Origin of the sequence: Serratia sp. CMO1, assembly GCF_015689115.1 — a bacterium.
GTDB lineage: Bacteria > Pseudomonadota > Gammaproteobacteria > Enterobacterales > Enterobacteriaceae > Serratia > Serratia marcescens.
Genome location: NZ_CP065032.1, coordinates 3,297,192 through 3,321,895, shown reverse-complemented (window position 1 = coordinate 3,321,895; position 24,704 = coordinate 3,297,192). Strand labels below are relative to the sequence as shown.

Annotated in this window: 24 protein-coding genes; 20 read left to right on the top strand and 4 right to left on the bottom strand. The window is 58.5% G+C overall.

Annotated elements, in window-relative coordinates; all coding sequences use genetic code 11:
• Positions 1–47 precede the first annotated feature (47 nt).
• The gene (locus IT763_RS15845; protein ID WP_016926940.1) at positions 48–725 is read right to left on the bottom strand and encodes a S24 family peptidase; all 678 of its coding nucleotides are present in this window, start codon (positions 723–725) and stop codon (positions 48–50) included.
• Between the two features lie 242 nt (positions 726–967).
• On the opposite strand from IT763_RS15845, the gene IT763_RS15840 reads away from it, so the two are divergent.
• The 17 genes from IT763_RS15840 to IT763_RS15760 all read left to right on the top strand — a co-directional run bounded on the left by IT763_RS15840 (position 968) and on the right by IT763_RS15760 (position 16,861).
• Positions 968–1,330 (top strand): antiterminator Q family protein, encoded by a 363-nt coding sequence (locus tag IT763_RS15840; protein ID WP_206194828.1) that lies wholly within the window; start codon positions 968–970, stop codon positions 1,328–1,330.
• Positions 1,331–2,127: 797 nt separating this feature from the next.
• A complete protein-coding gene (locus IT763_RS15835) occupies positions 2,128–2,439 on the top strand; it encodes a phage holin family protein (RefSeq protein ID WP_028127738.1) in 312 nt (103 codons plus the stop codon).
• Positions 2,436–2,876: a lysozyme gene (locus tag IT763_RS15830; RefSeq protein ID WP_016926943.1), complete on the top strand. Its 441-nt coding sequence runs from the start codon at positions 2,436–2,438 to the stop codon at positions 2,874–2,876. Before IT763_RS15835 ends, IT763_RS15830 begins: the two co-directional genes overlap by 4 nt.
• Before the next feature lie 56 nt (positions 2,877–2,932).
• Entirely contained in the window at positions 2,933–3,322 is a 390-nt protein-coding gene (locus IT763_RS15825; protein WP_048796965.1) for a hypothetical protein, read from the top strand.
• Positions 3,319–3,711: an HK97-gp10 family putative phage morphogenesis protein gene (locus IT763_RS15820; protein ID WP_049300457.1), complete on the top strand. Its 393-nt coding sequence runs from the start codon at positions 3,319–3,321 to the stop codon at positions 3,709–3,711. Before IT763_RS15825 ends, IT763_RS15820 begins: the two co-directional genes overlap by 4 nt.
• 41 nt (positions 3,712–3,752) lie before the next feature.
• A complete protein-coding gene (locus IT763_RS15815; protein WP_016926946.1) occupies positions 3,753–4,208 on the top strand; it encodes a major tail shaft subunit in 456 nt (151 codons plus the stop codon).
• Positions 4,209–4,324: 116 nt separating this feature from the next.
• Positions 4,325–4,690 (top strand): phage tail protein, encoded by a 366-nt coding sequence (locus tag IT763_RS15810; protein WP_016926947.1) that lies wholly within the window; start codon positions 4,325–4,327, stop codon positions 4,688–4,690.
• Positions 4,691–4,707: 17 nt separating this feature from the next.
• Complete coding sequence (locus IT763_RS15805; RefSeq protein WP_080353579.1) at positions 4,708–4,929, top strand: hypothetical protein; 222 nt, start codon at positions 4,708–4,710, stop codon at positions 4,927–4,929.
• On the top strand, positions 4,922–7,099 hold the full coding sequence (locus tag IT763_RS15800) for a phage tail tape measure protein (protein ID WP_143778339.1): 2,178 nt from the start codon (positions 4,922–4,924) through the stop codon (positions 7,097–7,099). Before IT763_RS15805 ends, IT763_RS15800 begins: the two co-directional genes overlap by 8 nt.
• Positions 7,099–7,437, top strand: a complete 339-nt coding sequence (locus IT763_RS15795) for a phage tail protein (protein WP_019453671.1) — start codon at positions 7,099–7,101, stop codon at positions 7,435–7,437. The genes IT763_RS15800 and IT763_RS15795 overlap by 1 nt, the downstream gene beginning before the upstream one ends.
• 9 nt (positions 7,438–7,446) lie before the next feature.
• Positions 7,447–8,199 carry a phage minor tail protein L gene (locus tag IT763_RS15790; protein ID WP_206194827.1) on the top strand — a complete coding sequence of 251 codons (753 nt, stop codon included), beginning with the start codon at positions 7,447–7,449 and terminating at the stop codon, positions 8,197–8,199.
• 9 nt (positions 8,200–8,208) lie between these two features.
• A complete protein-coding gene (locus IT763_RS15785; protein WP_115436311.1) occupies positions 8,209–8,913 on the top strand; it encodes a C40 family peptidase in 705 nt (234 codons plus the stop codon).
• A 39-nt stretch (positions 8,914–8,952) separates the two neighbouring features.
• The gene (locus tag IT763_RS15780; protein ID WP_151254219.1) at positions 8,953–9,312 is read left to right on the top strand and encodes a hypothetical protein; all 360 of its coding nucleotides are present in this window, start codon (positions 8,953–8,955) and stop codon (positions 9,310–9,312) included.
• A 56-nt stretch (positions 9,313–9,368) separates the two neighbouring features.
• Positions 9,369–9,995 (top strand): tail assembly protein, encoded by a 627-nt coding sequence (locus IT763_RS15775; RefSeq protein WP_049300461.1) that lies wholly within the window; start codon positions 9,369–9,371, stop codon positions 9,993–9,995.
• A 53-nt stretch (positions 9,996–10,048) separates the two neighbouring features.
• The gene (locus IT763_RS15770) at positions 10,049–13,636 is read left to right on the top strand and encodes a DUF1983 domain-containing protein (RefSeq protein ID WP_143778334.1); all 3,588 of its coding nucleotides are present in this window, start codon (positions 10,049–10,051) and stop codon (positions 13,634–13,636) included.
• Between the two features lie 49 nt (positions 13,637–13,685).
• Positions 13,686–14,843: a tail fiber domain-containing protein gene (locus IT763_RS15765; RefSeq protein ID WP_049300463.1), complete on the top strand. Its 1,158-nt coding sequence runs from the start codon at positions 13,686–13,688 to the stop codon at positions 14,841–14,843.
• Positions 14,840–16,861, top strand: coding sequence for a prophage tail fiber N-terminal domain-containing protein (locus IT763_RS15760; RefSeq protein ID WP_089184830.1), 2,022 nt, complete (start codon positions 14,840–14,842; stop codon positions 16,859–16,861). The genes IT763_RS15765 and IT763_RS15760 overlap by 4 nt, the downstream gene beginning before the upstream one ends.
• 153 nt (positions 16,862–17,014) lie before the next feature.
• Here IT763_RS15760 and IT763_RS15755 read toward each other — a convergent pair whose 3' ends face one another.
• The 3 genes from IT763_RS15755 to ttrS all read right to left on the bottom strand — a co-directional run bounded on the left by IT763_RS15755 (position 17,015) and on the right by ttrS (position 19,641).
• Positions 17,015–17,257: a DinI family protein gene (locus IT763_RS15755; RefSeq protein WP_004935803.1), complete on the bottom strand. Its 243-nt coding sequence runs from the start codon at positions 17,255–17,257 to the stop codon at positions 17,015–17,017.
• 91 nt (positions 17,258–17,348) lie between these two features.
• Positions 17,349–17,948, bottom strand: a complete 600-nt coding sequence (ttrR, locus tag IT763_RS15750; protein ID WP_197758941.1) for a tetrathionate respiration response regulator TtrR — start codon at positions 17,946–17,948, stop codon at positions 17,349–17,351.
• Positions 17,923–19,641 (bottom strand): tetrathionate respiration histidine kinase TtrS, encoded by a 1,719-nt coding sequence (ttrS, locus tag IT763_RS15745; RefSeq protein ID WP_241005506.1) that lies wholly within the window; start codon positions 19,639–19,641, stop codon positions 17,923–17,925. The genes ttrR and ttrS overlap by 26 nt, the downstream gene beginning before the upstream one ends.
• A 229-nt stretch (positions 19,642–19,870) precedes the next feature.
• On the opposite strand from ttrS, the gene ttrB reads away from it, so the two are divergent.
• The 3 genes from ttrB to ttrA are packed head-to-tail and all read left to right on the top strand — an operon-like array spanning position 19,871 to position 24,694.
• Positions 19,871–20,608, top strand: a complete 738-nt coding sequence (ttrB, locus tag IT763_RS15740; protein ID WP_143778331.1) for a tetrathionate reductase subunit TtrB — start codon at positions 19,871–19,873, stop codon at positions 20,606–20,608.
• The gene (gene ttrC, locus IT763_RS15735; protein ID WP_206194826.1) at positions 20,605–21,630 is read left to right on the top strand and encodes a tetrathionate reductase subunit TtrC; all 1,026 of its coding nucleotides are present in this window, start codon (positions 20,605–20,607) and stop codon (positions 21,628–21,630) included. Before ttrB ends, ttrC begins: the two co-directional genes overlap by 4 nt.
• The gene (ttrA, locus tag IT763_RS15730; RefSeq protein ID WP_197766403.1) at positions 21,623–24,694 is read left to right on the top strand and encodes a tetrathionate reductase subunit TtrA; all 3,072 of its coding nucleotides are present in this window, start codon (positions 21,623–21,625) and stop codon (positions 24,692–24,694) included. The genes ttrC and ttrA overlap by 8 nt, the downstream gene beginning before the upstream one ends.
• Positions 24,695–24,704 lie beyond the last annotated feature (10 nt).

Genomic DNA, 24,704 nt, shown 5'->3' with positions numbered 1-24,704 from the left:
GTTGGCGGTTTTTTGCTTTACGCGGTTCTCAACGCGGCGCGCAGGGACTAGGGCAGCCAGGCGCCAAGCACCACCCCGATAATCGCGTACTCATCGGCATTCTGCGCCGGGCAACCCGGCATGCTTCCCTTAAGCCATCGATGCCCGGCTTCCTCGACATACCTTCTAAAGATGAGCTCCGCGCTGTCACAGCGTTTCGCTATCACCTTATCGCCGGACACGAGCTCGGTTATGCCGGCAGTAACGGGTTCGACAAGTATCAAGGCGCCCTTTGGGTAATTGGCGCCGGCAGAGCCGTTCATCGTGTTATCCCGCACCGGCAACCAGTAGGCCTGAGCGCTGCATTGCACCATCGCCGGGTAGTGGACGGTCGTTCCTTTGCGCAGCTGTTCATGAGACAACGGCAATGTCCACGTCAGCAGCGGCAGCGTTTTACCCAAGGCCTGCGAAGTCTTCTGCCTGACGGGGCGTAGCCCGATTTGCTCCAGGCCATCCAGCCAGCCGATTTGCACGGCGAAGTACTGTTCAATCCTTCGCGCCATGTCGCCACTGATGCCCTTTTTGCCTTTCTTGCCCGGCGGGTAGAGCAGGCGAGAGACATAGTCAGCGGCAATACCGAGCGCCTCCGCAAGGCGCTTTTGCCCCCCGACGCCGAGGTTATCGATCAGGATGATCAGGCGCTCTCGCCGCATCTCCTGGAGGTGCATTTTTTGCTCGTTTTTCATGAGGCCATCGTACCTAAATTTACCTGCAGGTAAATGGATTTTCGCTATTGAAAAAAAGATACCTCTGGGTATACTTGGATACTGTTTATTTATACAGTATTTGGTGTAATGCCCTCGGCGAGCACGCCGGGCGGAGCGGTTGTTGCGTGTTGGCGCACGCCGAGCAGAAGAGCGGCTCGACCGACGTCGGTCAACGACATGGAGCCCTGGCGATGTGGCAAACGCCCAAAGGAGGTGGAAGCATGAGAGATATGAATGAAGTGTTGGAGCGGTGGGGCGTATGGGCCAGGGATAATAGCGGCATCGATTATTCCCCCATTGCTGCCGGGTTCAGAGGGCTGTTGTCCTATAAATCGAAAGGCGAGCGTTCCTGTTGCGATGATGATGGCCTGCTGATCGACGGTTGCGTGGGCAGATTGAAGAAATACAAACCCGAAGAGTTCGATCTCATCATTGCCCACCATGTTTATGGTATATCTCTGCGTAAGATCGCCCTGAAAAGGAAATGTTCAGACGGTACGATACGCAAAGAGATGCAAACGGCGGAAGGGTTCATCGGGGGATGCCTGGCGATGTTGGATATAAAGTTGACTATGGATCGCTGAAACTGCTGCCGTTGAAGTTGATGAGGGTTTATTTCTCGTTTCATTGTGACATCAGGAATAATAATAGCGTATGCGCGTTGCAATAATTTAAAAAAAGACTCACGCGTACGCAAATAAGCGCGTAACCTGATAAAACTGAGTCGTTACCTGCGCCGCCGCACGATAGCCAAACCTCGCTCCAGCGGGGTTTTGTTTTTTTATAATAAAAGACTCACGCGTACGCAAATAAACGCGTAATCTGATAAAACTGAGTCGTTGCCGGCGCCGCCGCATGATAACTAAACCTCGCTCCAGCGGGGTTTTGTTTTTTTATAATAAAAGACTCACGCGTACGCAAATAAACGCGTAATCTGATAAAACTGAGTCGTTGCCGGCGCCGCCGCACGATAACTAAACCTCGCTCCGGCGGGGTTTTGTTTTTTTATAATAAAAGACTCACGCGTACGCAAATAAACGCGTAATCTGATAAAACTGAGTCGTTGCCGGCGCCGCCGCATGATAACTAAACCTCGCTCCGGCGGGGTTTTTCATTTTTAGCCTCCTTGTCAAAACGGTCAATCACTCACTGAATAATGACTGTCGTTGAATGATCACGGCGGGAGGCTAATCCTTCTCATTTATAAAACGGCGCAATCCTTATTTCTCTTCTCAGGTTGAGCAGAACGGATAAGCCATTTTCGACAGCGTAAATGGCCGCTTATTTAAATGGAACAGGAATGACGGAGAGGGGCGCCGCATTTAGCCGCTCTTTTCCATGACTCCCGACGATCGGGCTATGCCCCGGTAAGGGGAGGGTGATGATTATGCCTTGGAAAAATGAACCAAACATCCTTTCAATGCTGCTTGCTTTCGGCATGACGCTGCTGGGGGCGATCGCCAGCTATTCCTTCAAGGTTTTGAACGGCGAAACCTTTAGCTGGAGGACGCTGTTTTTGCAGTTGTTCGTCTCTATTTTCGCCGGCTTGACCATGGTGATGATTGCGCTGCATTACGACTGGCCTTCGGAGGTGATGGGCGGCGTATGCGGCATGGCGGGGTGGTCGGGAGCATCGCTGATCAAGGCATTGGAACGCCGATTTCTCAATAAAGCGTCAGGAGGAAACCAATGAAGATAAGTGATGATGGCATGGCGCTGATTAAGCGTTTCGAAGGCCTGCGTTTGCAGGCTTATCAGGACTCGGTCGGCGTTTGGACCATCGGCTACGGGTGGACTCAACCGGTAGCGGGACGAAAAGTTGGGGCCGGCATGGCGATCGATGTCGCAACGGCCGAGCGTTTGCTGGTGTGCGGTGTCGCCCAATTCGAACGGGGCGTCGAACGGCTGGTGGCGGTGACGATCACGCAGGGGCAGTTCGATGCGCTGGTGAGCTTCGCCTATAACCTGGGTCTGCGCGCGCTGGAGAACTCGACGCTGCTGCGCCGGCTGAACGCCGGCGATCGGCAGGGTGCGGCCGACCAGTTCGGCCGATGGGTGAATGCGGGCGGTGTGCGGCTCGATGGGCTGGTTGCTCGGCGTGCGGCGGAACGCGCGCTGTTCCTTACCTGATGCCTGAATGCGTCTGTAAAACGATTCCCCCTCAAAACGACGGAGACCTTGCCCAAATGATTGAAGATGAAATCCAACGCTCGCTGGCCGCGCTAACCCATCTGGCGGTTCATCCGCTGATCCTGCCGGATCCGCAGCAAGAAGGCGTGACCTATCAGAAGATCAGCGATCTGAAAGTGAACACCGGTCTGGTTGACAGCTCGCTGGTGCAGAGCCGTTTTCAGATCGTGCTGTACGTGATCGACGATTACTCCCGGCTGATCGCTCTGGATAAAGCGGTTTTGAACGCTTGGGAAGGGGTTCGACATGGTCATATCGGCGAATGGCCGGTACAGGCGGTTACGCGCAGCACCCTTTTGCAGAGCGCCACGCCCCTGGCGGATAACCGCGTCCAGTATCGGATGGCGCGCGATTACCTCATCACACATTCCGAGGTGGCGGCGTGATCGCCATAAACGTTACCGGCATGGCGGAATTGACTCGCCGCTTGGAAGCGATTCGGCGCGAGGTCGCCAGTCACATTCTGCCGGAGGCCGGCCACGCCGCGCTGGCGCCGCTACTTAGCACGATGCGGCAGTGCGCCGAGCGGGGGGCGTTAAACAGCGAACCCTCGCTGAGCGCCGGCATCGCGATACGCCCGGCCGTTACCGGATGGAACGCGGTGACGTTGCGTGTCGGCCCCAGTAAACAGCATTACCACAGAGCTCTGGCGCAGGAGTACGGCACGGCAACGCAAGCCGCCGCCCCGTTTATTCGCCCTGCGCTGGATCACCATAAGCACCAAGTGTTACGCATCCTGGCGGCTAACGTCCGCTATGGCATCGAAAACCGGTAGCGACCGCTACCATCCTTCATCAAAAAAGAGAGAGAAAAACTATGGCTGATAAAACCTCGCCAGAATACGCCATGCTGCCTGCCGGCACTATCGTCAAATGGGGCACCGTTGGGGCTGCACCGACGGCCATGAAGGCGCTGACCAACTGTAAAGCGGTAGGTGAAATGGGGCAAACCGGCGGTTTTGTCGATTGCACCACGCTGCTGGATACCGCCAAGCAGTTTATTTCCGACCTGCCGGAGGGCGCGGAGAAGTCCATCGGTTTCATCGACGATCCGTCCAACGCCGATTTCGCGGCGCTGCTGAATGCGGCGGACAAGCGCGAAACGGTGCAGTTCTACGTCGAGCTGCCAAATGGCCGCACCTCCACCTCCATCCTGTCGCTGTCCGGCTGGAAAATGAATGAGATCACCGCCCCGGCGAGCGAAGTCATTCAGATTACCGTCCAGGGCAAGCAAAACAGTAACACCTGGGGCTCGGTCACCCCGAAAGTGTGATCCATTGGCGGTTTGCCGCGGGTTAACGCCTGAAGGCGAACGCTTCCGCCGCGGGCCATGTGGCCTGCGGCAACCTGCTTATTACAGAGTAAACCGAATTGAACAAGGAAAAACCGATGAGTGAGAAATACGATCTGAAAGCGCTGAAAGCGGCGCTGCTGAAATCCGACGATCACGTGATTGAAACGCAGATCTTTGGCGCCAAAGCCTTTATCCGTCGCCTGAAAGCCGCGGAACTGCAGGAAAACGAAGACGGCATGAAGGCCGCCATCGATAGCGGTGACATGAACAAAGCCGCGCAGCTCAACGTGCAGCTTCTGCTGTCTTGCCTGATGACGCCGGACGGCAAACGCATCCCGGCCGGCGCCTTGCCGAGCGTAGACGATCTGCTGGCGGCGCACGACAACCCGACGCTGGTCGAAGCCATCGGCGCCGTCAAGCGCCATGCGGTCGGCAGCCTGGAGGAAGCGGAAAAAAACTGACTGACTCGCCCTGGCTGATGTTGGTGTTCCAACTGGCCGATCGCTGGGGTGAGTCGGATCCTCGCAAGATCGCCGCGATGCCGGCGCACATCCTGAATCACTGGCGGGCATACTTCAAACTGCAAGGCATGACGGCCGATGCGGCGGAGAGTGCCCCCGTTCATCAATCCGGTCAGCTCGCGCAAAGCAGTATTGATATGCAGTGTGCTGACGTTATGCGAGTGCTGGGAAATGGCTGATACCGCACAGTTGGTCGTCGGGTTGCAACTGAATGACACCAACTTTAAAAACAAACTGACGGCGGCTTACCGTACCGCCGGGGAACAATCCGCCAAATTTAACCGCCAGGCTCAGCAGGACGCGAAGAAGACCGACGAGTCGTATCAACGCATCGGTGGCACGCTTGGCGGCCTGGCGGGGAAACTGGCGGGGCTGGCCGGCGTTGAGCTGTCGCTGCAGGGCCTCGCCGCCACCTCGCGCCAGTATGGGCAGGCGCTCACCGAACTCGCGTCCATCACCGTCGCCGCGACGGCGCAGATGAAACAGTTGGACGACGCGGCTCGCCAGGCGAGCAGCGCTTCCGGCGAAGGTGGCAGCCGGGCGGAGGAGATGCTGAAACTGGCCGGTGGCCTGAATGACAGCGCGGCGGCCTGGCGCGATCAGGCGGCGGCGGCGCGCGGGGCGGCTCAGGCCACATCGGGCGTCGGCGCGGCGTCTCGTGTCGCCAATGTCGCGCTGGGTGTGCTTGGCGGCCCGATCGGTGTCGCCATACAGGCGGGATTGGCGATGCTGTACTTCCATGAGCAAAACAAATTAGCACGTCAATCGGCTTTGGCATTGAAAGATGCTGTAATAGAGACCGTCCCGACATTGGCTAAGATGTCTAATAAACAATTAGCTGTAAAGCAACTGGATTATAGAGATCAGCTTCAGAAGCTTTTTGATGAAAAAAAGCAGCTGCAACGTAATGAAACATATCTGAAAACACGGATAGAGCAGGCTAATAAAGCAGGGTGGATTGGCAGTGTCTTGTTTGGTAAGCCGGAGGATCGGAAGGACGAATTGACCAGAACGGCGGCGGAAATGGAGTCGATGGATAAGGCCATCGAAAAAGCTAAACGCAATCTTGACAATGTAAATGATGCTCGCTTTTTGGCTTATACAGAGCTTGGTCAACGTATTAGCCAGTTTCAATCTGATGTTAATGCAATGATAGCTCCCGATCAGCCTAAAGATGATCCAGCTGCTGTCACTCCTGCTGGTAGGTCAGGGGCAGATAAGAGTAGACAAGAAAAGCAGCAGGAGCAGTACATGCAGCTGCTTCAACAACTCGCGGAACAGTACGCTCCTGGGCAGACGACGGTACGTAAAGAGCAGGAGGCCAGCGAAGAACTGAAAACGCTTTATGGTAAGCGTCTGTCGAACGAACGCGAATATCAGATCGCCAGTCTGGCACAGCAGCAAGAAAATATGCGCCAGCGTTTGAAAGTCGAAACCGACGCGAAACAGCTGGAGTACTCTAACCGGAACGCACAAATGACTTTGTCGCCTGAAGCTTATGATCAAATGGTCGCAGAGCAGCAGATCAGAGAGTCGTTCCATCAACGTCGCTTGCAGTTGGACAAGGAAGTGGCAGATAAAAACTCCGAGCAATATGTGCAACAGGCAGACATTCTCGCGAGTGAACAGCAACGCCAACTGGATATTGTTCGCGATGCCGAACAGAAAAAAGCGGCGATTAAAGGGGATTATGTCGCCGGGTTGAAAAAGGGCCTGTTTGCCTGGACGGGTGATAGCGGTAACGTTTTTGAGCAAGTCAAAAACATAACGACCCAAACGTTTGATGGCATGGCCAACGCCTTGACTAACTTTGTCACCGTCGGTAAAGCCAGTTTCGGTGATTTTGCCAAATCCATCCTGACCGACCTAACCGGTATGATGATTAAGATGGCGATGTTTAACGCCCTTAAAACCGGTATGAGTTTCTTTTTGCCTACCGGTAACGATCCGGGGCCTGTGCCGATGTTCCCCAACGCCAAGGGCGGCGTATACGCCTCGCCTTCGCTGAGCGCATTCAGCGGCCAGATCGTCAGCAATCCCACGTTGTTCGCGTTCGCCAGAGGCGCCGGCTTGATGGGCGAAGCCGGGCCGGAGGCCATTATGCCGCTCAAACGCGGCGCGGACGGTTCGCTCGGCGTGCGGGCGATCGGCGGTGGCCAACAGTCTGCGGCGGCGCCGAATGTCTACATCACCATCGAGAACGGCGGCAACGTCAGTTCGCAGGCCGATCCGGGATGGGGCGAGTTCGGTAAACGGATGGGCAATATCGCCGCGCAGGAAAGCCAGAAGGTGATCAACCGCAACCTGATGCCGGGCCAGCCGATTTGGAAAGCAATCAAGGGGATGTAATGGGCATTCAGACATTTGAATTTCCGGCGCGCGTCAATGCCGCCGGCGATATGCGCTTTCGTGTCAGAAAGGCGCAGTTCGGCGACGGCTATGCGCAGGTCTCCGGCGACGGCATTAACCCGATCGTGCGCTCCTGGGATCTGACCTTTGTCGGCAAGTATGACTACATCACGCCGATCATCGTCTTTCTGGAAAATCATCATGGGGTGAAGTCCTTTCAATGGACGCCACCGACGCAGGTTCCCGGCCTTTACCGCTGCGAGGGTTATAAGCCGGTCGCGATGGGCGGGGGCAACTATTCACTGACGGCCACGTTTACCGAGGCCTTTCACGTTTAATCGGGGGAGATGATGCTGAATTCAGATTTGCAAAAGCTGGAGCCGGGCAACCGCATCCGCCTGATTGAGGTGGACGGCACCCGGTTTGGCGCCGATATTCTGCGCTTTCATTGCGATACCCTGCCTTTTACGCCGCAAGAGCTGGCCGCTGCGGGCGATGATGAAAGCAAACTGCCGGCGAAATCGGTCTGGTGGCAGGGGCAGGAGTACGGCCCGTGGCCGTTTAGCGTCGAAGGGCTGGAGATCTCCGCCGACAGCCAGGGCAACGCGCCCAAGCTGTCGGTCGCCAATATCAACGGCCTGATCAGCGCGCTCTGCCTGCAGTTTGAGGACATGGCGCAGGCCAAGGTGCGGATCCACGACACGCTGGTGCACTACCTTGACGCCCGTAATTTCCCGCAGGGAAACTCTTCGGCCGATCCGCTGCAGGAAAAGCTGCAGGTGTTCTACATCGATCGCAAGGCGACGGAAAGCGACGAGGCGGTGGAGTTCGAACTCTCCAGCCCGGCGGATCTGCGGGGGTTGCGCATTCCGACCCGGCAAATCCACAGCCTGTGCACCTGGTGCTCGCGCGGCGACTATCGCACCGGCAAGGGCTGCGATTACGCCGGTAGCCGTTACTTTGACGACAAAGGCAACCCGGTGGAGGACCCGAGTCAAGATCGCTGCGGCGGGCTGCTGAGCGACTGCCAGAAACGCTTTGGCGAGCACGAACCGCTGCCGTTTGGCGGCTTCCCGGGCGCGGCGTTAATCCGGCAGTAGGGGGCGAGTATGAAAGAAAAAACCGCGGCGGCCATTATGGCGCACGCCAAGGCCGAGTACCCGCGCGAATGCTGCGGCGTGGTGGCGCAAAAATCCCGCGTGGAGCGCTATTTCCCGTGTCGCAACCTGGCGGATAACCCCACCGAGCAGTTTCATCTGGCGCCGGAAGACTACGTGGCCGCCGCCGAATGGGGCACCATCACCCTCATTGTGCACAGCCACCCGGACGCCACCACGCAGCCGAGTGAGCTGGACAAGGCGCAGTGCGATGCGATGGAGTTGCCCTGGGCGATAGCCAGCTGGCCGGAGGGGGATTTGCGCACCATTTTGCCGCGCGGCGAACTGCCGCTGGTGGGTCGCCAGTTCGTGCTGGGGCATACCGACTGTTGGGGGCTGGTCATGAGCTATTTCCGCCAGGAACACGGCATAACGCTCCAGGATTACCGCGTTGATTACCCGTGGTGGGAGCGGGGTGAAAACCGCTATCTGGATAACTGGCATGCCTGCGGCTTTCGCGAGTTCGATGGCCCGCCGCGCCCAGGCGACATGGCGATCATGCAGGTTTCGGCGCCGGTGGCCAACCACGCCGGCATTCTGCTGGCAGATGGCCTGTTGCTGCACCATATGTACGGCATGCTTAGCCAGCGGGTGCCTTATGGTGGTTATTGGAAGGAGCGAACGGTGAAGGTGTTGCGGCATAGAAAAATGATGTAATTCTCTGTTAAGATGAAAAAAATAACAGAGGGATTACTGATGAAAAAACTCCTATTACCCATCACGTTGCTGATGCTGACAGGTTGCGCAAATCCAGAACTAACAAAAAAGGTTACTGCTGAGTTTACATCTAAAAAGGATGTAAAGAATTTATCCGTTTGCATCGCTGATAAATCAGACATGAGAACGTTTAATATGCTACGAATTGAAACAACAGAAAAGCCAGCCAGGGACGGTGGTGTTTCTTTAGCTCTGATTAATGGCGGTGACTATATTGACATTATACCAGAGACATTAGGCAGCAAGGTTATATATCGTGGTGAAGGTTCGAGACCAATGCTCGGAATGCTAACGTATAGAAATGATGAAGTAATAGCAGATATTAAATCATGTTTGTAAAAACGAACATAGTAATCAAAGCCATCAATTGATGGCTTTTTTATGGGGATAATTACATGTCGTTAATTGAAATTCCACTCAGAACGGTAAGATTTCACGGACCGTTGATCAACGCTTTTGGGAGAGAGTTCAAATATCGGGCTACGACGGTACCCAAGGCTATTGATGCAATGAAGAACTTATTGCCAGGTTTCGAACGCTACATGCTTGAAGCGCACAAACGCGGCCTGACATTTTCTATTTTCGTTGGTAAACGCAATGTCGGACAGGATGAGCTGGAGTTCACCAAAGGCTCGGAAGATATTCACCTTGTTCCCGTCGTGATTGGCAGCAAGCGCGCAGGCTTATTCCAGACCGTGTTGGGCGTGGCGCTGGTTGCCGTGGCTATGTATGTTTCAGCGGGGACTGCGGCTGGTGCCATGGGGGCATTTACGGCGGGTGGGGGAACTGGCATGGCGGCGATGGCCGGTGCTTCCATGGCCCTCGGCGGCATCCTCCAAATGCTTTCCCCGCAAATGGGCGGGCTGCGCATGCGGCAAGGCCCGGAAAATAAACCGAGCTATGCCTTTGGCGGGCCGGTCAACACCACGGCGCAGGGCAATCCCGTCGGCGTGCTGTACGGCACGCGTGAAATTGGCGGGGCGATTATCTCCGCAGGCATTTATACCGAAGACCAGCAATAACGACATCCGTTTGAACAGACAGCCGCAATAGCGGCTTTTTTTATGGGCGAAATATGGCACAGAACATGATCCGTGGGCGAAAAGGCGGCGGCGGTGGCGGCCACACGCCGGTAGAATCGCCGGACAGCATTCAGTCGATCGCCAGAGCGAAGATGTTGTTCGCATTGGGCGAAGGAGAATTTGCCGGCGGGCTGGATGGCACAAACATTTTTGTTGACGGTACGCCGGTGCTGAGCAGCGACGGAACGGAAAACTTTCCCGGTTTCCGCTGGGAGTTCCGCCCTGGCTCGCAGGCGCAGGAATATATCCAGGGCATTCCCGCCGTTGAAAATGAGATCTCGGTCGGCAGCGAACTGAAAAGCGGCGCGCCGTGGGTGCGCTCCGTCTCTAACCTGCAACTTTCCGCCGTCCGCCTGCGCCTGGGGTGGCCCATGCTGCAAAAGCAGGCGGACAACGGCGACGTCAACGGCTATCGCATCGAGTACGCCATCGACGTGGCGACCGACGGCGGCAGTTACCAGGAGGTGTTAACGGCGGCGATCGACGATAAAACCACCTCGCTGTATGAACGCTCGCATCGCATCAATTTGCCGAAGGCCACCACGGGATGGCAGCTGCGCGTGCGCCGGTTGACGCCTAACGCCAACAGCGCCCGGATCGCCGACCGCATGAACATCGAGGCGCTGACCGAAATCATTGACGCCAAGCTGCGCTATCCGAACACTGCGCTGCTTTACGTGGAGTTCGACTCAAAGCAGTTCCCCAACATCCCGAAGATCAGCTGCAAACCGCGCGGCCGCCTGATCCGCGTGCCGGACAATTACGATCCGCAAACGCGCAGCTATACCGGCATCTGGAGCGGCGGCTTTAAGTGGGCCTACAGCGACAACCCGGCGTGGGTGTTTTACGACATTATTTTGGCCGAGCGTTTCGGCCTGGGCGACCGCATCGACGCTTCCCAGGTCTCGGAGTCCGAGCTGTATCGCATCGCGCAGTATTGCGATCAGCCGGTGCCGGACGGGCGCGGCGGCGAGGGCATGGAGCCGCGCTTTACCTGCAACGTTTATCTGCAGTCGCGGGAAGAGGCCTGGACGGTGCTGAGCGATTTGGCCGGCATCTTCCGCGGCATGACCTATTGGGGGCAAAACCAAATGGTCGCCCTGGCGGACATGCCGCGCGATATGGACTTCACCTACACCCGCGCCAACGTGATCGACGGCAAGTTTACCTACTCGTCCGCCAGCGAGCGCACCCGCTACAGCACCGCGATGGTCAGTTGGTCCGATCCGGGCAACCATTACGCCGATGCGATAGAGGCGGTATTCGACAGCGATCTGGTGCGCCGCTACGACGTGAACCAGACCGAACTGACGGCCATCGGCTGCACCACGCCGAGCGAAGCGAACCGCCGCGGCCGCTGGGCGCTGTTGACCAACAGCAAGGATCGTACGGTCAGCTTCTCCGTGGGGCTGGACGGTATGATCCCCATGCCGGGGCATATCGTCGGCGTGGCGGACCAGATGCTGGCCGGACGAGTGATTGGCGGGCGCCTCAGCGGCGTGGACGGACGTAAACTGACGTTGGACAGGAGGCCGGGCGCTAAAGCCGGCGATCGCCTGATCGTTAACCTGCCTTCAGGTAAAGCGCAGGCGCGCACCGTGCAGGCGGTGAATGATCGCGTAGTGACCGTCACTACCGCCTACAGCGAGACGCCGGCGCCGGAAGCGGCCTGGTCCATCGATGCGGACGATCTGGCGGTGCAGCTTTACCGCGTGGTGGGCATCGCCGACAACGGCGATAACACCTATACCGTCAACGCCGCGGAACACGATCCGAACAAGTACGCCCGCATCGATACCGGCGCGCGTATCGACGATCGTCCGATCTCCATCATTCCGCCCGGCGTGCAGGCGCCGCCGAAAAACATCACCATCGACAGCTACTCCTCGGTGAGTCAGGGTATCGCCATTACCACCCTGCGCGCCGCCTGGGGTGCGGTTGAAAATGCCATCGCCTATGAGGCGGAATGGCGCAAAGATAACGGCAACTGGGTGTCGGTGCCGCGCACCTCGGCGCTCGGCTTTGAAGTGCCGGGGATTTATGCCGGTCGTTATCGGGTGCGGGTGCGGGCCATCAACGCCAGTGACGTATCGTCTATCTGGGCGACGTCGATGGAAACCTACCTCAAGGGCAAAGAGGGTAAACCGCCGATGCCTGTCGGCTTCAAGGCATCGCCTTTGCTGTGGGGCATCCAGCTCGACTGGGCGTTCCCTACCGGCGCTGAAGATACGCTCAAGACCGAAATTCAGTATGCGGACAACGCGGCCGGAAATAACGCGATGCTGCTGGCTGATATCCCGTATCCGCTGCACACCCACGCTATGGCCGGGCTGAAGGCGGGACAGGGCTTCTGGTTCCGCGCGCGGCTGCAAGACCGCACGGGCAATCAGGGCGACTGGACTGGCTGGAGCGCCGGGCAGGCGAACGCGGACGCCGGCGATTATCTCGAGAACATCGGCGACGATCTTCTGACCTCGAAAGACGGCGAGCGGCTAGTGGGCGATATCGACACCAACATCGACGCCATCTTGCAGAATGCGCTGGCAAACAATGCGACGGTGGATCACCAGTGGGCGCAGTACGGCACGGTGCGCGCCGATATCATGGTGGTGAAAACCACCATCGCGGAGGTCGATCGCGGGCTGGCCGAGATGAAAACCCAAGTGCAGGCGCAGATTGACGACGTGGCGGCGGTGCTGGAAGACAAACTGACGGCGACGGTAGACGCCGACGGCGCCACGGCCATCCATACGCTGAAAGCGGGCGTGCGGGTGAACGGCACCTTCTATAACGCCGGCATGTCGATCGCGGTATTGGCGGAAAACGGCAGGCCTGTCACGACTCGCGTCGGCTTTAACGCCAATCAGTTCGTGCTGATGAGCGGCAACAACAGCAATCAGTATTCGCCGTTTGCCGTGGTGGATGGGCAGGTGTTTATTAGCGACGCGTTTATTCGCAATGGCACTATCGATAGCGCAAAGATCGCACAGCATATCCAGTCTTCTAATTGGATAAGTGGGCAGCGTGGCTGGGCGATAAATAAAGATGGTGGGGCACAATTCAATAACATTAGCGCCCGTGGAGCAATATATGCCGACACCGGTGAGTTTAAAAATGGTGTGATTGGCAATTGTCGAATTCTTGAAAACTGTTCCATTGAGGGAAAACTTTCCGCCGCAAATATCGAGGGCGCGATCATGGATGGCTCGATGTTAAGCTGGACGGGTTATCATACTAATGAGAGTCGGTTATTACGTTTTGGCGGTAATAATGTTATTCCCGTTCGTGTTTTTGGACAGATTCAAATTAGAAGAAGCGGACGCGGCTATCCTCACGGTTATGGCGGGGTTAGGCAAAATGCAACCGGTGGAGGCTATATGCCAGAGGTTCCCGTTAGTTCCAGTTCAGGTAGCGGACAACCTTCGGTATCCATCGTTTATGTCGATGCATTAATTGGGAAGTCTTCGACTGCCTTTTGGCAGCTTGCTTCAGGAGAACTCGATCAGGGACAAGGGCATTCAACGACCTTCATTGTGAACATTTTTGCCACGCCACAATATACGGCCTTTGCGCTGGAGTAATCATCACCTCCGTAACGAGGTTTTATCAGGCTAATTCAGGAGGATACTTATGCCAGCAGGCACTCTCACCCTAACGAGTAATTCCATAATAGTAAAAGGTACCGGAACGGCCTTTAATACCGAATTAAAATCCGGTGATTTCATCGTGAGCGTGGTCGGCGGCGTCACCTATACGCTGCCGGTGAAAACCGTTGATAACGCCACGCAGGCCACGCTGATTAAAGCCTATGATGGCCCAACGCAGGCGGGCGCAGCATGGTATGCCGTTCCGCGCGACGCGATGAACGTCATCACCGCCCAACTGGCCGCTGAGACGGCCAAAGCCCTGCGTGGGCTGAACCTCGATAAAGAGAACTGGCAGCAGGTCTTCAGCAATACCGGAAATATTACCGTTAAGTTGCCGGATGGCAGCACCTATAGCGGCCCGGCCTGGAATAATATTTCAGCTTCACTCAATAATAAGTTAGACAAGACGATTAGCGCTGCCCAGGAAATTAAAGGTTCACTGTCTTTACAGGGTTCTTTGGTGACAGGGCAAACGGCAAACCTTGACGTTGGGGGATATTCACGCTTCCGTAAGTCAACGACATTTGATGATACAATTTTTTCTCCTAAAGGACTCATTGCTGATGGGGGAAATAATGAATCTCCCTCAGTCATCTGTCATCGCACATCGACCGCCATGGCTGGGCAAGTAACAGGAGGGACTTTTTTATCAACGCTGAAGCAAAACGGTTTGAAAACCGCGATGGTCATGGCGTTACGTCGCGAGATTGGCATTGAAGACTATGGGTATATTTCATATCAGGACTATGTCGGGAATTGGCATGAGGCTCGCTGGTTGGCTAGCGGGAACATTAATAACATGACAGGAAGTTGGGTGACCGGGTCCGATCTTCGAATAAAAACTGACATTGAAGTTATTAATGATCCTATTTCCCTTGTTCGAGGCTTGAAGCTTTATTCTTTCAATCGTGATGGCAAGCCACAGATAGGTGGAATTGCTCAGGAAATTGAAAAGACGATGCCGTTATTAATCAGTGATGGCGGATCTATCACATTAAAAGATGGTAGAAATATCGAAAAAGTAAAATCCGTCGATTATTCAACGCTGGGATATGTGGCCCTGGCCGCATTGAATCAGGCTCTGGATAGAATCGATCGCCAGGATGAATTAATCAAAGAACTTATGGAGAAAGTACAATGACATTAATCAGCGGCGTATTAAAAGGCCCTTACGGCGATCCTCGCTCCGGCGTAACCATTACCCTGCGCGCAGTCAGAACCTCGTCAACGGTCCTGAGCTTGGCTAAATCACAATCAGTGACGGATGATAGCGGTAAATATTCCCTACCCGTGGAGCCGGGCGCTTACGAGGTCATCATCTCGGTGTATGGCGCGCAGCCGGAGCGAGTGGGGGCTATCGAGGTTTATAACGATTCGCTGCCCGGCACGCTCAATGATTTCCTGCGTCGGCCAGGGGAAAGCGATATCACGCCGGAGATTGTGCAGACCGTCGATCGTCTGCGTGCTGAAGCGGCAGCGTCCGCCGGCAAGGCTTCTTCCTCTGCTGCTGCGGCAAAAGTGAGCGAGCAAAATGCGGCGAAGAGCGCCGCTCAGGTGGTGACCGCCTTTGATAATGTGCGCTTTAAGCTGCCGGAGAACAATACCAGTACCTCTGCCTGGTTCCTGCTGGGGCAGTTTAAAAATGCGGGGCAAAATGGCGTAGGCGTTGCCCTCAATTTTTATGGTTCAAATGGTTTTAACGGTTTTACTTATAACGCGGGCATGTCACGTCTGATGTTGAGAACGGGCAATCAGAGCGCCAGCGATTCGACCAACAAGGTCAACCGTATCGGTGGCACCTTTATTAACGATACCGGAACGGCGATCTTGGATATTCAGGTTATTGAATCTAGCCGAGATAATTATGATATCTATTTGAAAATTAATGCGTTTTCACTCAACTGCTGGTATACGGTTGAGCAAATCACCTACGCGAACGCTGCCGGCCTACGCTGGGAGCATAAGGCGGTAAAACAATCGGTGGAACCGGTCGGGGTGATGAAAGTTGATATGCGTACGGGCGTTTCGTTCTCGCAATCCCAGGCGTTGCCCGAATATGCCACGGTCGCCCAATCTGCTATCGCCGGTTTTGGGATCGGGCCGGTTCATACTGAGGATGCATTCGCGAAGGATAATAAATCTTCCATTCAGCGCTACACGGTGGCGACGGCCAATCGGCCGGGCAATGTGTCTGGGGGGCTATTAACGCTGCCGGTGGATGGCGGACCGTCGTGCGCATATTTTGCCACATCGGTTTCGCGGCAGGCCTGGGTCGGGAGTTCCTCTACCGCATTGCCTTCGACCATCACGTGGTCGCGGTTATTCAGCTCGTCCGATCAACCCACTGTCGCAGACATTCCAAACCTGAAGGACTGGGGGTTGAGTAAAGGCGTGACGGCGGCGAGTAAAGGCAACTTCAATGCGCAAATGCAAAGCCGGCGCGGTTATGTGAGCACGGATCCCATTGGCAACCCCTTCAAAGACGTTGGCACATATTTCCTCGATACGCGCTCATGGGCGGTGACGCAGGCGGGAACCGACGACAGCTATCGAACGGTGCAAACCTGTTACGGCTATGGCGTGAGTGCTGCACAGACGGGAAAAATTGCCGTGCGCAGCTGGAATGGCACCGCGTTTACCCCCTGGGTTTGGATGTGGTCGGAAGCCAACACCACGGTTGACGGCAACGGTTTTATCAAGAAAGCCTCGCCGATCGCGAGATTGTCCGCGGCGCCCGAGCATATGCAGGCTGACTATCTGGACGGCGGCTTTGCGCTGGCCGGCTGTGTCGCCGTTAACGGTGAGGCGACAGGGGTGAGCGCAGAGCGAATCTCTACCGGCGTTTATCAGTTGAGTGGTTCGCTGGGGTTGGCAAAGGAGGGCTGGACCATCGAAGTACCGCAGGACGTGAACGGCAACCGCCTGTGCTTTGTAGAAACCGCCACCGACAGCGACGGCGTTATTACGGTGAAAATCAGCAAACGCCGTTTTGACATCGATACCGCGACGGTCGTGGCCGGCGAAGCGATGGATATTCCTGAAGGGCGCTGGATCGATCTGCGCCTCGCCATGCCGGCGCGTGAAGAGGTGGAGGTGTTGCCGCCGGACGCGCTGGTATCAAACGATGACGTGTCATCGGAAACCAACGCGGTTTCATAAATAAAGTGGATGCCAGGTAAATGCCGGTGCAGTAGGTTATTGGCCGCCTATTGCATCGGCGCCGGCATTATCACCGAGAGGCTCGGGCAAACACGCTGCCCGTTCTGCCCGGCAAGGTTCCCGCTGAGTGGGAGTCAATAGTGTTGCTGCCCGTCAAATATCAGTGACCAGCCACTGATCCGCTTCTTCGAACATCTCTTCCAACATTCGGTTCAGCTTCTCACGATCGCTTTTGCTGGCGTCGGAGTTCAGGCCGTTGGCCTGCATCGGTTTTACGCGCACGTCAGCTTCCGGAAACAGCGCATGCACGCGTTTTTCCAGCTCGTTGCGAATAATCTCGGCGGCGTTGGGCAGCCCAGCGACGTTGCGTTTGTCGTACACCAATTCTACAAACATGACTCACCTGTAAACACTGATTTAATGTACAGTATTCTGGCCTGAGGAAGACCGGTTGGCAAGAGGGCGCGCGGAATTTTGCCTGATGCGATCATTCTTGCGCGGCGTGTGGTAAAACCTGCAGCTGAATCACCAATTCCGCCAGGCTGGCGGCCTGCATTTTCTCCATCACTTTTGCCCGGTGAACCTCTACGGTGCGCAGGGCGATATTCAACCGTTCCGCCATTTCTCTGTTCATCATGCCTCGCACCACCAACTGCGCGATGTCGCGTTCTTTCGGCGTGAGCGTGCGGTAACGGCCGCAAGTTTCATGGCGTCGCCAGGCTTTGGCCGAGACTTGCTGCGCCCGTTCGAGGGCGGCGATCAGCGGTTCAGCGGCGATCGGTTTTTGCAGGAAATCCACCGCGCCGTACTTCATCTGCTCCACCGCCATCGGCACGTCGCCATGGCCGGACAGGAACACCACCGCCAGCGTGCTGCCACAGCGGCGCAGCTCAGCGTAGGCCTGATGCCCATCGAGTATCGGCATCCGCATGTCCAGCAAGACGATCCCGGTCTGAAACAGATCGGCCTGCGCCAAAAAGCCGGCGCTGTCATTCCAGCATTGCACGTCATGGCCGAGGCTGGTCAGCAAAAAATGGCAGGCGTCGGTGACGGCGACGTCATCATCCACCAGATGAATTAGCGACATGGTTTTCCTCATCGTTCAATATGAAATGCAGGGTTACGCACAGCCCCTTGCGGCTGTCGGGGGCGAGGCGGTTAGCCAGCAGGATCTCGCCGCCGCCATAGCGGGCCAGGCGCCGGCAAATGGCCAACCCCAGCCCCATGCCGCCGGCTTTGGTGGTGTTGAAGGGGCGAAAAGCCTGTTCCAGCCCGGCCGCACTCATCCCACCCGCGTTGTCCTGCAGATGCAACTCGATCGCCCGTTCGCTCTGGACGGCGGAAAGCCAGACGGCGTTGGCCCCGGCCTGCGCCGCATTCAGCAGCAGGTTCGCCAGCAGCTGTTCCAGCAGCGCCGGCGGCAGGATTAGCGTCAGCGAAGGTGCCACATTGTTGAACAACGTCAGGTCGGGATAGCGCTGCGTCAGGCGCAACAGTGTCCACACCCGCTCGGCGGTTTCGCTCACCGCGATGGGGCGCCAGCTCGCTCTGTCTCCCTTCTCGCTGGGGGACTGGACCCACTGGCGCAGGTTATGAATTGTCTCGCCGCCGCGCTGCGCCTGCCGGTCGATATTTTCCAGCGGCGTCAGCAGCGGGTGCCCGGCGTCCGTTTTGCGCAGTTGGATCAGGCACCCCTGCGCATAGTGGCGAATAGCCGCCAGCGGTTGATTGAGCTCGTGTGCGAAGCCGGAGGCCATTTCCCCCAATACGTTCAGCTGTCTGGCATTCTCCAGCGCCTGCTCCTGTCGCCGCAGTTGCTCTCCGGCATGAAGCAACTGCCGCCCGCGCCGGCGTACCAGCAGCGCGATCCAGATATGGTTGACGATTAACAGCGCCAGCACCGCCAGCGACAGGCCGACGGCCGTCTGATGCTGGATCAGCCAGCTCTTGATGTCCAGCCACAGCCGCCGCTGTTCCGGGTGTTGGTTGACGGCGCGCAGCAAGGCTTCCACCTCGCTGGTCGAGGCCGGGGCGCCCCACAGGAAGGGAGATTGCGGTGGGGCGGTCAGCAAGGCTCTTGCCACCGCATCCACCAGTGAGTTATCCAGACCGGGCAGGGCGGCGAACGACCAGTTGGGGTAAAGCGGCGTGCTGGTGACGCAGGGAACCGATGTGGGCCGTTGCAACAGCGGGCGAAAATCCGCCGGGTTGATCAGGCCTTCCCGATCCATTTTCTCCAGCAAACAGACGGGAACGATGGCGGCCTGAATGGCGCGCTCGCGCAGCAGATAGAGCAGGGCATCGGCAGGAAAACCGGTAAAGCGCAGGTGAAAATCGCGCTCGGGCCGTATGCCGGCGTCGCTGAGCGCCTTATAACCGGTCAGATAGCCGCCGAAGGCCTGCGGATCGATGGCGCCCACCGTTTTGCCCATCAGCGCCTGCGGCGTCGTAATGCCGCTGTCGTGCCGCACCAAAATCACGCTGCCGATGATGTTGCCCGTTGCCCGATCGCCGTTGGCGGCGCGCAACGACGCCAGCCAGCGCAGATGATAGTGGCTGTTCAACTGCACGAACTGCGCCGGATTAGTGACCACGAACTGCACGCTGCCCCGATTGACCGCTTCGCGCATCTGCGCCAGATCGAGCGGCTGCAGGCGGAAGCGTTCACCGCCGACGCTGCCGTTGAGACTGTCGATCAGCGGCTGCCAGTCACGCGCGGTCGCCGCATCGCCGCGCATCGCCAGCACGCCGACCGACCATTCTCCCGCCTGTGCCGCCATACCCCAGCCGAGACTGAACAGCAGTAATAACACGACCCTCACAGCCCCTCCTGATGGGCAATCTGCCTGCCGTCACTTGTTTTAGATCAACGTTAGGTTCGGTATGTGGTTAACCACAATAGAGCTGAGCCCAATGTCATTTTTACACTGTAAATCATCGACATTGTTTATTCATCTAACGGGCATCAATAGCGTGATCGGGGTGATGCCCAGGACGTGGGAGAGGCGCATGGATTTCGGTAAACGGCAGTTTTTACAGCGGCTGGGCGTGTTGACGGCGGGGGCTTCGCTGATCCCCGTGGCGGAGGCCGGGCTGACGTTAGCGCCGACGCGGCGCGAGGGGGATGCGAGCCGCCGTTACGCGATGCTGATCGATCTGCGGCGCTGCGTAGGGTGCCAGGCTTGTACCGTGAGCTGCGCCATTGAAAACCAGACGCCGCACGGTGAGTTCCGCACCACGGTAAACCAGTACCAGGTCAGCCTCGAAGGCGAATCCGGCGCGACCAACGTGCTGCTGCCCAGGCTGTGCAACCACTGCGACAACCCGCCCTGCGTGCCGGTATGCCCGGTACAGGCCACCTTCCAGCGCGAGGACGGGATCGTGGTGGTCGACAACAAACGCTGCGTGGGTTGCGCCTATTGCGTGCAGGCCTGCCCGTACGATGCCCGTTTTATCAATCACGCCACCCAAACGGCGGACAAATGCACCTTCTGCGCGCACCGGCTGGAAGCGGGATTGCTGCCGGCGTGCGTGGAGTCGTGCGTGGGTGGGGCGCGGATCATCGGCGATATGCGCGATCCGCACAGCACGCTGAGCAAGCTGCTGCGGCGCCACGAGGCCGAGATCAAGGTCCTCAAGCCGGAGAACCAAACCGCGCCCCACGTGTTTTATCTGGGGCTGGATGACGCCTTTGTCACGCCGCTGCCGGGGCGGGCGCAGGTCGCCTTATGGGGGGAGGGACGATGAGCCGCCAACTGATGATCGCAGAAGTGCTGAGCCAGCCGCAGGCGGTGAGCTGGCTGCCGTGGGCCGTGCAATATTTCTTCTTTATCGGCATCGCCGCCTGCGCCGCGCTGCTGGCCTGCGTGTGGCGCTGGCGCGGAGGGGACAACGCCGCACGCCTGGAGCGCGCGGCGCTGTTTATCGGGCTGACGTGCGCCATCACCGCGCCGCTGGCGTTGACCGCCGACCTGCATCAAACCGCCCGCTTTTGGCATTTCTACGCCTACCCGACGCCCTGGTCGTGGATGCCGTGGGGCGCGCTGTTCTTGCCGCTGTTTACCCTGCTGATCGGCCGGTGGTTTATCGCGATTGAATTTACGCGGCTGACGGGCAGACCGGTTGCGCTGCTGCGTGGGATCGCGCCCGCCTGCGCGCTGGTGGCTATCGGCCTGCTGTTGTACACCGGGCGAGAGGTTTCCATCGTGCGCGCCCGCCCAATCTGGTTCAGCTACGGATTTCCGATCGTGATGTTCCTCAGCGCGCTGCAGGCGCTCTTGGCTTTGCTGCTGCTGACATTGCGCGAACGGCCCGATCTGCAAGCGCCGCTGGCGCGTGCGATGTTGCTGACGTTGCTGCTGCTTGGCGGGGCGATCCTGCTGTGGGGATGCGGCGATACGTTATCCGGCGCGGCGGTACGCCACTGGCTGCAGACGCAGGCGATGGCGCGCCGGTACGCCGCGGGATGGATTGCGCTGTGGGGGCTGACGCTGGCCTGCGCCGCCTGGACCGGCTATCGGCGCTTGCCGCGCGGCGGCGCGCCGCTGCTGGTGGCCGGCGCACTGGGGCTGAGCTGGCTGATGCGCTGGACGCTGTTGATCGAGGTACAAACCATTCCGAAATACAACGCGTCTAACTCCCCTTATAGCCTGCCGCTCGGCACCGACGGTTTGCTGGCGATCGTCGGCACCTTCGGGTTGTGGCTGGCGTTAATGATCATGGTGCGTGAAGCACAGGCGTTTTTACTGCGGAGAAAACAACATGGCTAAATTCACCCGGCGTCAGTGGTTGAAAGTGGGCCTGGCCTTCGGCGGATTGTCCGCTTTCGGCCTGAGCTATCGCGAAGTCGCCAAACGGGCGATTGACGGCTTGATTCACGGCACTTCAGGGCGGGTGACTCTGGATCGTATCAACGGCAACTCCCTGCCGCCCGAAGGACGGGCAATGCCGGAGTGGCAAGGCAATCCGCAGCAGGCCATCTCGATGACCCAATGTTTCGGTTGCTGGACGCAATGCGGCGTGCGGGTACGGGTGGATAGGCAGACCGACCGGGTATTGCGCATTGCCGGCAACCCGTATCATCCGCTGTCTCAGGAACGGCACGTCGACTCTGCGTTGCCGCTGCAGGACGCGTTGGCGCAGCTGGGCGGCGAAAGCGGCCTCGACGCCCGCTCCACCGCCTGCGCGCGCGGCGCCACGTTGCTGGAGGGGCTTTACAGCCCGCTGCGCGTGCTGGAGCCGATGAAGCGCGTCGGCAAACGCGGCGAGGGCAAGTGGCAACGCATCAGCTTTGAGCAGTTGATCGCCGACGTGGTGGAAGGCGGCGATCTGTTCGGCGAGGGGCATGTGGACGGCCTGCGGGCGATCCGCGATCTGGAGACGCCGATCGATGCCCGACGGCCGGGGCTGGGGCCGAAAGCCAACCAGCTATTGGTGACCAACGCCGGTGACGACGGGCGCGATAGCTTCCTGCGGCGCTTTGCCCAGAACAGTTTCGGCAGCAAAAACTTCGGCGCGCACGGCGCTTACTGCGGGCTGGCCTACCGTGCCGGTTCCGGCGCGTTGATGAACGATCTGGACAAGAACCCGCATGTGAAACCCGACTGGGAACAGGTCGAATTCGCACTGTTTATGGGGACTTCGCCGGCGCAGTCCGGCAACCCGTTCAAGCGCCAGGCTCGGCAACTGGCCAGCGCCAGATTGCGCAGCGAGTTCCGTTATGCGGTGGTGGCGCCGGCGCTGCCGCTGACCACCACGTTGGCGGACGATCATGGCCATTGGATCCCGATATTGCCGGGTACCGACTCGGCGCTGGCGATGGCGATGATCCGTTGGATCCTCGACAACCGGCGTTATCAGGCCGCTTATCTCGCCATCCCGTCGCAGGCCGCCATGCAACGCGCCGGCGAGAAGAGCTGGACCAACGCCACGCATCTGGTGATCGCCGAGAACGAGCATCCGCGCGCGGGGCAGCATTTGACGCTGGCCGATCTGAACGGCGCCGGGTCGGCGTCGCCGCTGGTGGTCAACGGCGCGGGTGAGCTGGTGGCGGCCGAGACGTGCGACAGCGCAGAGCTGTGGGTAAGCCGTACGGTGACGCTGCACGATGGCGCGCAGGTGGGGGTGAAAAGCGGCTTCCAGTGTTTGAAAGAGGCCGCCGATAAGCTGTCGCCGGAGGCGTACAGCCGGCAATGCGGCGTGCCGGTGGCACGCATCGCGGCGCTGGCCGAGGCTTTTACCGCCCACGGGCGCAAGGCGGCGGTGATCGCCCATGGCGGGATGATGGCGGCGAACGGGTTTTACAATACCTGGTCGGTGATGATGCTTAACGTGCTGATCGGCAACCTGAGCCTGGCGGGGGGCGTGTTCGTTGGCGGCGGTAAATTCAATGGCTTCGCCGAGGGGCCGCGCTATAACCTGGTCGAGTTTCCCGGCCTGGTAAAACCGAAGGGGCTGAATATCGCGCGCAGCAAGGCCGCCTATGAAACCTCTGACGAATACCGCGAAAAAGTGGCGGCGGGCGTTTCCCCCTGGCCGGCCAGGGCGCCCTGGTATCCGTTCGTCGCCGGGCAACTGACCGAACTGCTGACATCGGCGTTGGCGGGGTATCCGTACGGGCTGAAAGCCTGGATTTCGAACATGACCAACCCCTTGTACGGTATCGCCGGGTTGCGCGGCGTGGCGGAGGAACGATTGAAAGATCCGGCGCGTTTGCCGCTGTTTATCGCCATCGATGCGTTTATCAACGAAACGACGGCGCTGGCCGACTATATCGTCCCGGACACCCATAATTTTGAGAGCTGGGGGTTCAGCGCCCCCTGGGGCGGCGTCGCCAGCAAGGCCACTACCGCGCGCTGGCCGATAGTGACGCCGGCGACCGCGAAAACGGCGCAAGGGCAGCCGATTTCCATGGAGGCGTTTTGCATCGCCGTCGCTAAACGCCTGGCGCTGCCGGGGTTCGGCGATCGCGCTATCGGCGACGGTCAAGGCGGGCTGCTGCCGCTCAACCGCGCCGAGGATTATTATCTGCGCGCCGCCGCCAACGTGGCGTTTGCCGGCAAGGCGCCGGTGCCGGCCGTGAGGGCGGACGAACTGACGCTGAGCGGCGTCGATCGCTTGTTGCCGCAGCTTGCGCAGACGCTGCGCGCCGATGAAATCGACCGCGTGGCGTTTATTTACAGCCGCGGCGGCCGATTCGCGGATCATGACAGCGGCCGCCGCGACGGCAGCGTGGGCAACCGCTGGGAGAAACCGCTGCAGATCTGGAATGCGGAGGTGGCGAAGCACCGGCATGCGATCACCGGCGAGCGTTTCAGCGGCTGCCCCACCTGCTATCCGTCGCGTTTGTCGGACGGCCGCGCGGTGGAAGCGCTCTACCCTGAACGGCAGTGGCCACTGCGCCTGATGTCCTTCAAATCCAACGTGATGAGCAGCTCCACCGCGGTGATCCGGCGCCTGCACGACGTGAAGTCGGTGAACCTGGTGGCGCTGAATCCGGCAGACGGGGCGCGTTTCGGCATTCAACACGGCGACCGGGTGCGCATCAGCACGCCGGGCGGCAGCCGCGAGGCGCAGATCAGTTTACTGGCGGGCGTGATGCCCGGCGTGATCGCGGTGGAACACGGCTACGGCCACCGGGAGATGGGGGCCAGTCAGCACTACCTGGACGGCGAACCGCTGGCGATGGATGAGCGCATCGCCGCCGGCATCAACCTCAACGATTTGGGCTTTGCCGATCCGACGCGCGAAGTGCCGAATACCTGGCTGGATTGGGTGACCGGTGCGGCGGTGCGTCAGGGGATCCCTGCGACCATCGTCAAGCTTTCCGCGTAGGCGCAGCCGT

What these genes read in the sequence shown, in the direction of transcription:
- IT763_RS15825 (WP_048796965.1), top strand. Translation starts at nt 2,933, where the DNA reads ATGATTGAAGATGAAATCCAACGCTCGCTGGCCGCGCTAACCCATCTG.
- IT763_RS15800 (WP_143778339.1), top strand. Translation starts at nt 4,922, where the DNA reads ATGGCTGATACCGCACAGTTGGTCGTCGGGTTGCAACTGAATGACACC.
- IT763_RS15755 (WP_004935803.1), bottom strand. Translation starts at nt 17,257, where the DNA reads ATGTTTGTAGAATTGGTGTACGACAAACGCAACGTCGCTGGGCTGCCC.
- IT763_RS15785 (WP_115436311.1), top strand. Translation starts at nt 8,209, where the DNA reads ATGAAAGAAAAAACCGCGGCGGCCATTATGGCGCACGCCAAGGCCGAG.
- IT763_RS15835 (WP_028127738.1), top strand. Translation starts at nt 2,128, where the DNA reads ATGATTATGCCTTGGAAAAATGAACCAAACATCCTTTCAATGCTGCTT.
- IT763_RS15845 (WP_016926940.1), bottom strand. Translation starts at nt 725, where the DNA reads ATGAAAAACGAGCAAAAAATGCACCTCCAGGAGATGCGGCGAGAGCGC.
- IT763_RS15770 (WP_143778334.1), top strand. Translation starts at nt 10,049, where the DNA reads ATGGCACAGAACATGATCCGTGGGCGAAAAGGCGGCGGCGGTGGCGGC.
- ttrC (WP_206194826.1), top strand. Translation starts at nt 20,605, where the DNA reads ATGAGCCGCCAACTGATGATCGCAGAAGTGCTGAGCCAGCCGCAGGCG.
- ttrR (WP_197758941.1), bottom strand. Translation starts at nt 17,948, where the DNA reads ATGTCGCTAATTCATCTGGTGGATGATGACGTCGCCGTCACCGACGCC.
- IT763_RS15830 (WP_016926943.1), top strand. Translation starts at nt 2,436, where the DNA reads ATGAAGATAAGTGATGATGGCATGGCGCTGATTAAGCGTTTCGAAGGC.
- IT763_RS15840 (WP_206194828.1), top strand. Translation starts at nt 968, where the DNA reads ATGAGAGATATGAATGAAGTGTTGGAGCGGTGGGGCGTATGGGCCAGG.
- ttrS (WP_241005506.1), bottom strand. Translation starts at nt 19,641, where the DNA reads ATGGCGGCACAGGCGGGAGAATGGTCGGTCGGCGTGCTGGCGATGCGC.
- IT763_RS15795 (WP_019453671.1), top strand. Translation starts at nt 7,099, where the DNA reads ATGGGCATTCAGACATTTGAATTTCCGGCGCGCGTCAATGCCGCCGGC.
- IT763_RS15780 (WP_151254219.1), top strand. Translation starts at nt 8,953, where the DNA reads ATGAAAAAACTCCTATTACCCATCACGTTGCTGATGCTGACAGGTTGC.
- IT763_RS15805 (WP_080353579.1), top strand. Translation starts at nt 4,708, where the DNA reads ATGTTGGTGTTCCAACTGGCCGATCGCTGGGGTGAGTCGGATCCTCGC.
- IT763_RS15775 (WP_049300461.1), top strand. Translation starts at nt 9,369, where the DNA reads ATGTCGTTAATTGAAATTCCACTCAGAACGGTAAGATTTCACGGACCG.
- IT763_RS15810 (WP_016926947.1), top strand. Translation starts at nt 4,325, where the DNA reads ATGAGTGAGAAATACGATCTGAAAGCGCTGAAAGCGGCGCTGCTGAAA.
- IT763_RS15765 (WP_049300463.1), top strand. Translation starts at nt 13,686, where the DNA reads ATGCCAGCAGGCACTCTCACCCTAACGAGTAATTCCATAATAGTAAAA.
- ttrA (WP_197766403.1), top strand. Translation starts at nt 21,623, where the DNA reads ATGGCTAAATTCACCCGGCGTCAGTGGTTGAAAGTGGGCCTGGCCTTC.
- ttrB (WP_143778331.1), top strand. Translation starts at nt 19,871, where the DNA reads ATGGATTTCGGTAAACGGCAGTTTTTACAGCGGCTGGGCGTGTTGACG.
- IT763_RS15760 (WP_089184830.1), top strand. Translation starts at nt 14,840, where the DNA reads ATGACATTAATCAGCGGCGTATTAAAAGGCCCTTACGGCGATCCTCGC.
- IT763_RS15815 (WP_016926946.1), top strand. Translation starts at nt 3,753, where the DNA reads ATGGCTGATAAAACCTCGCCAGAATACGCCATGCTGCCTGCCGGCACT.
- IT763_RS15790 (WP_206194827.1), top strand. Translation starts at nt 7,447, where the DNA reads ATGATGCTGAATTCAGATTTGCAAAAGCTGGAGCCGGGCAACCGCATC.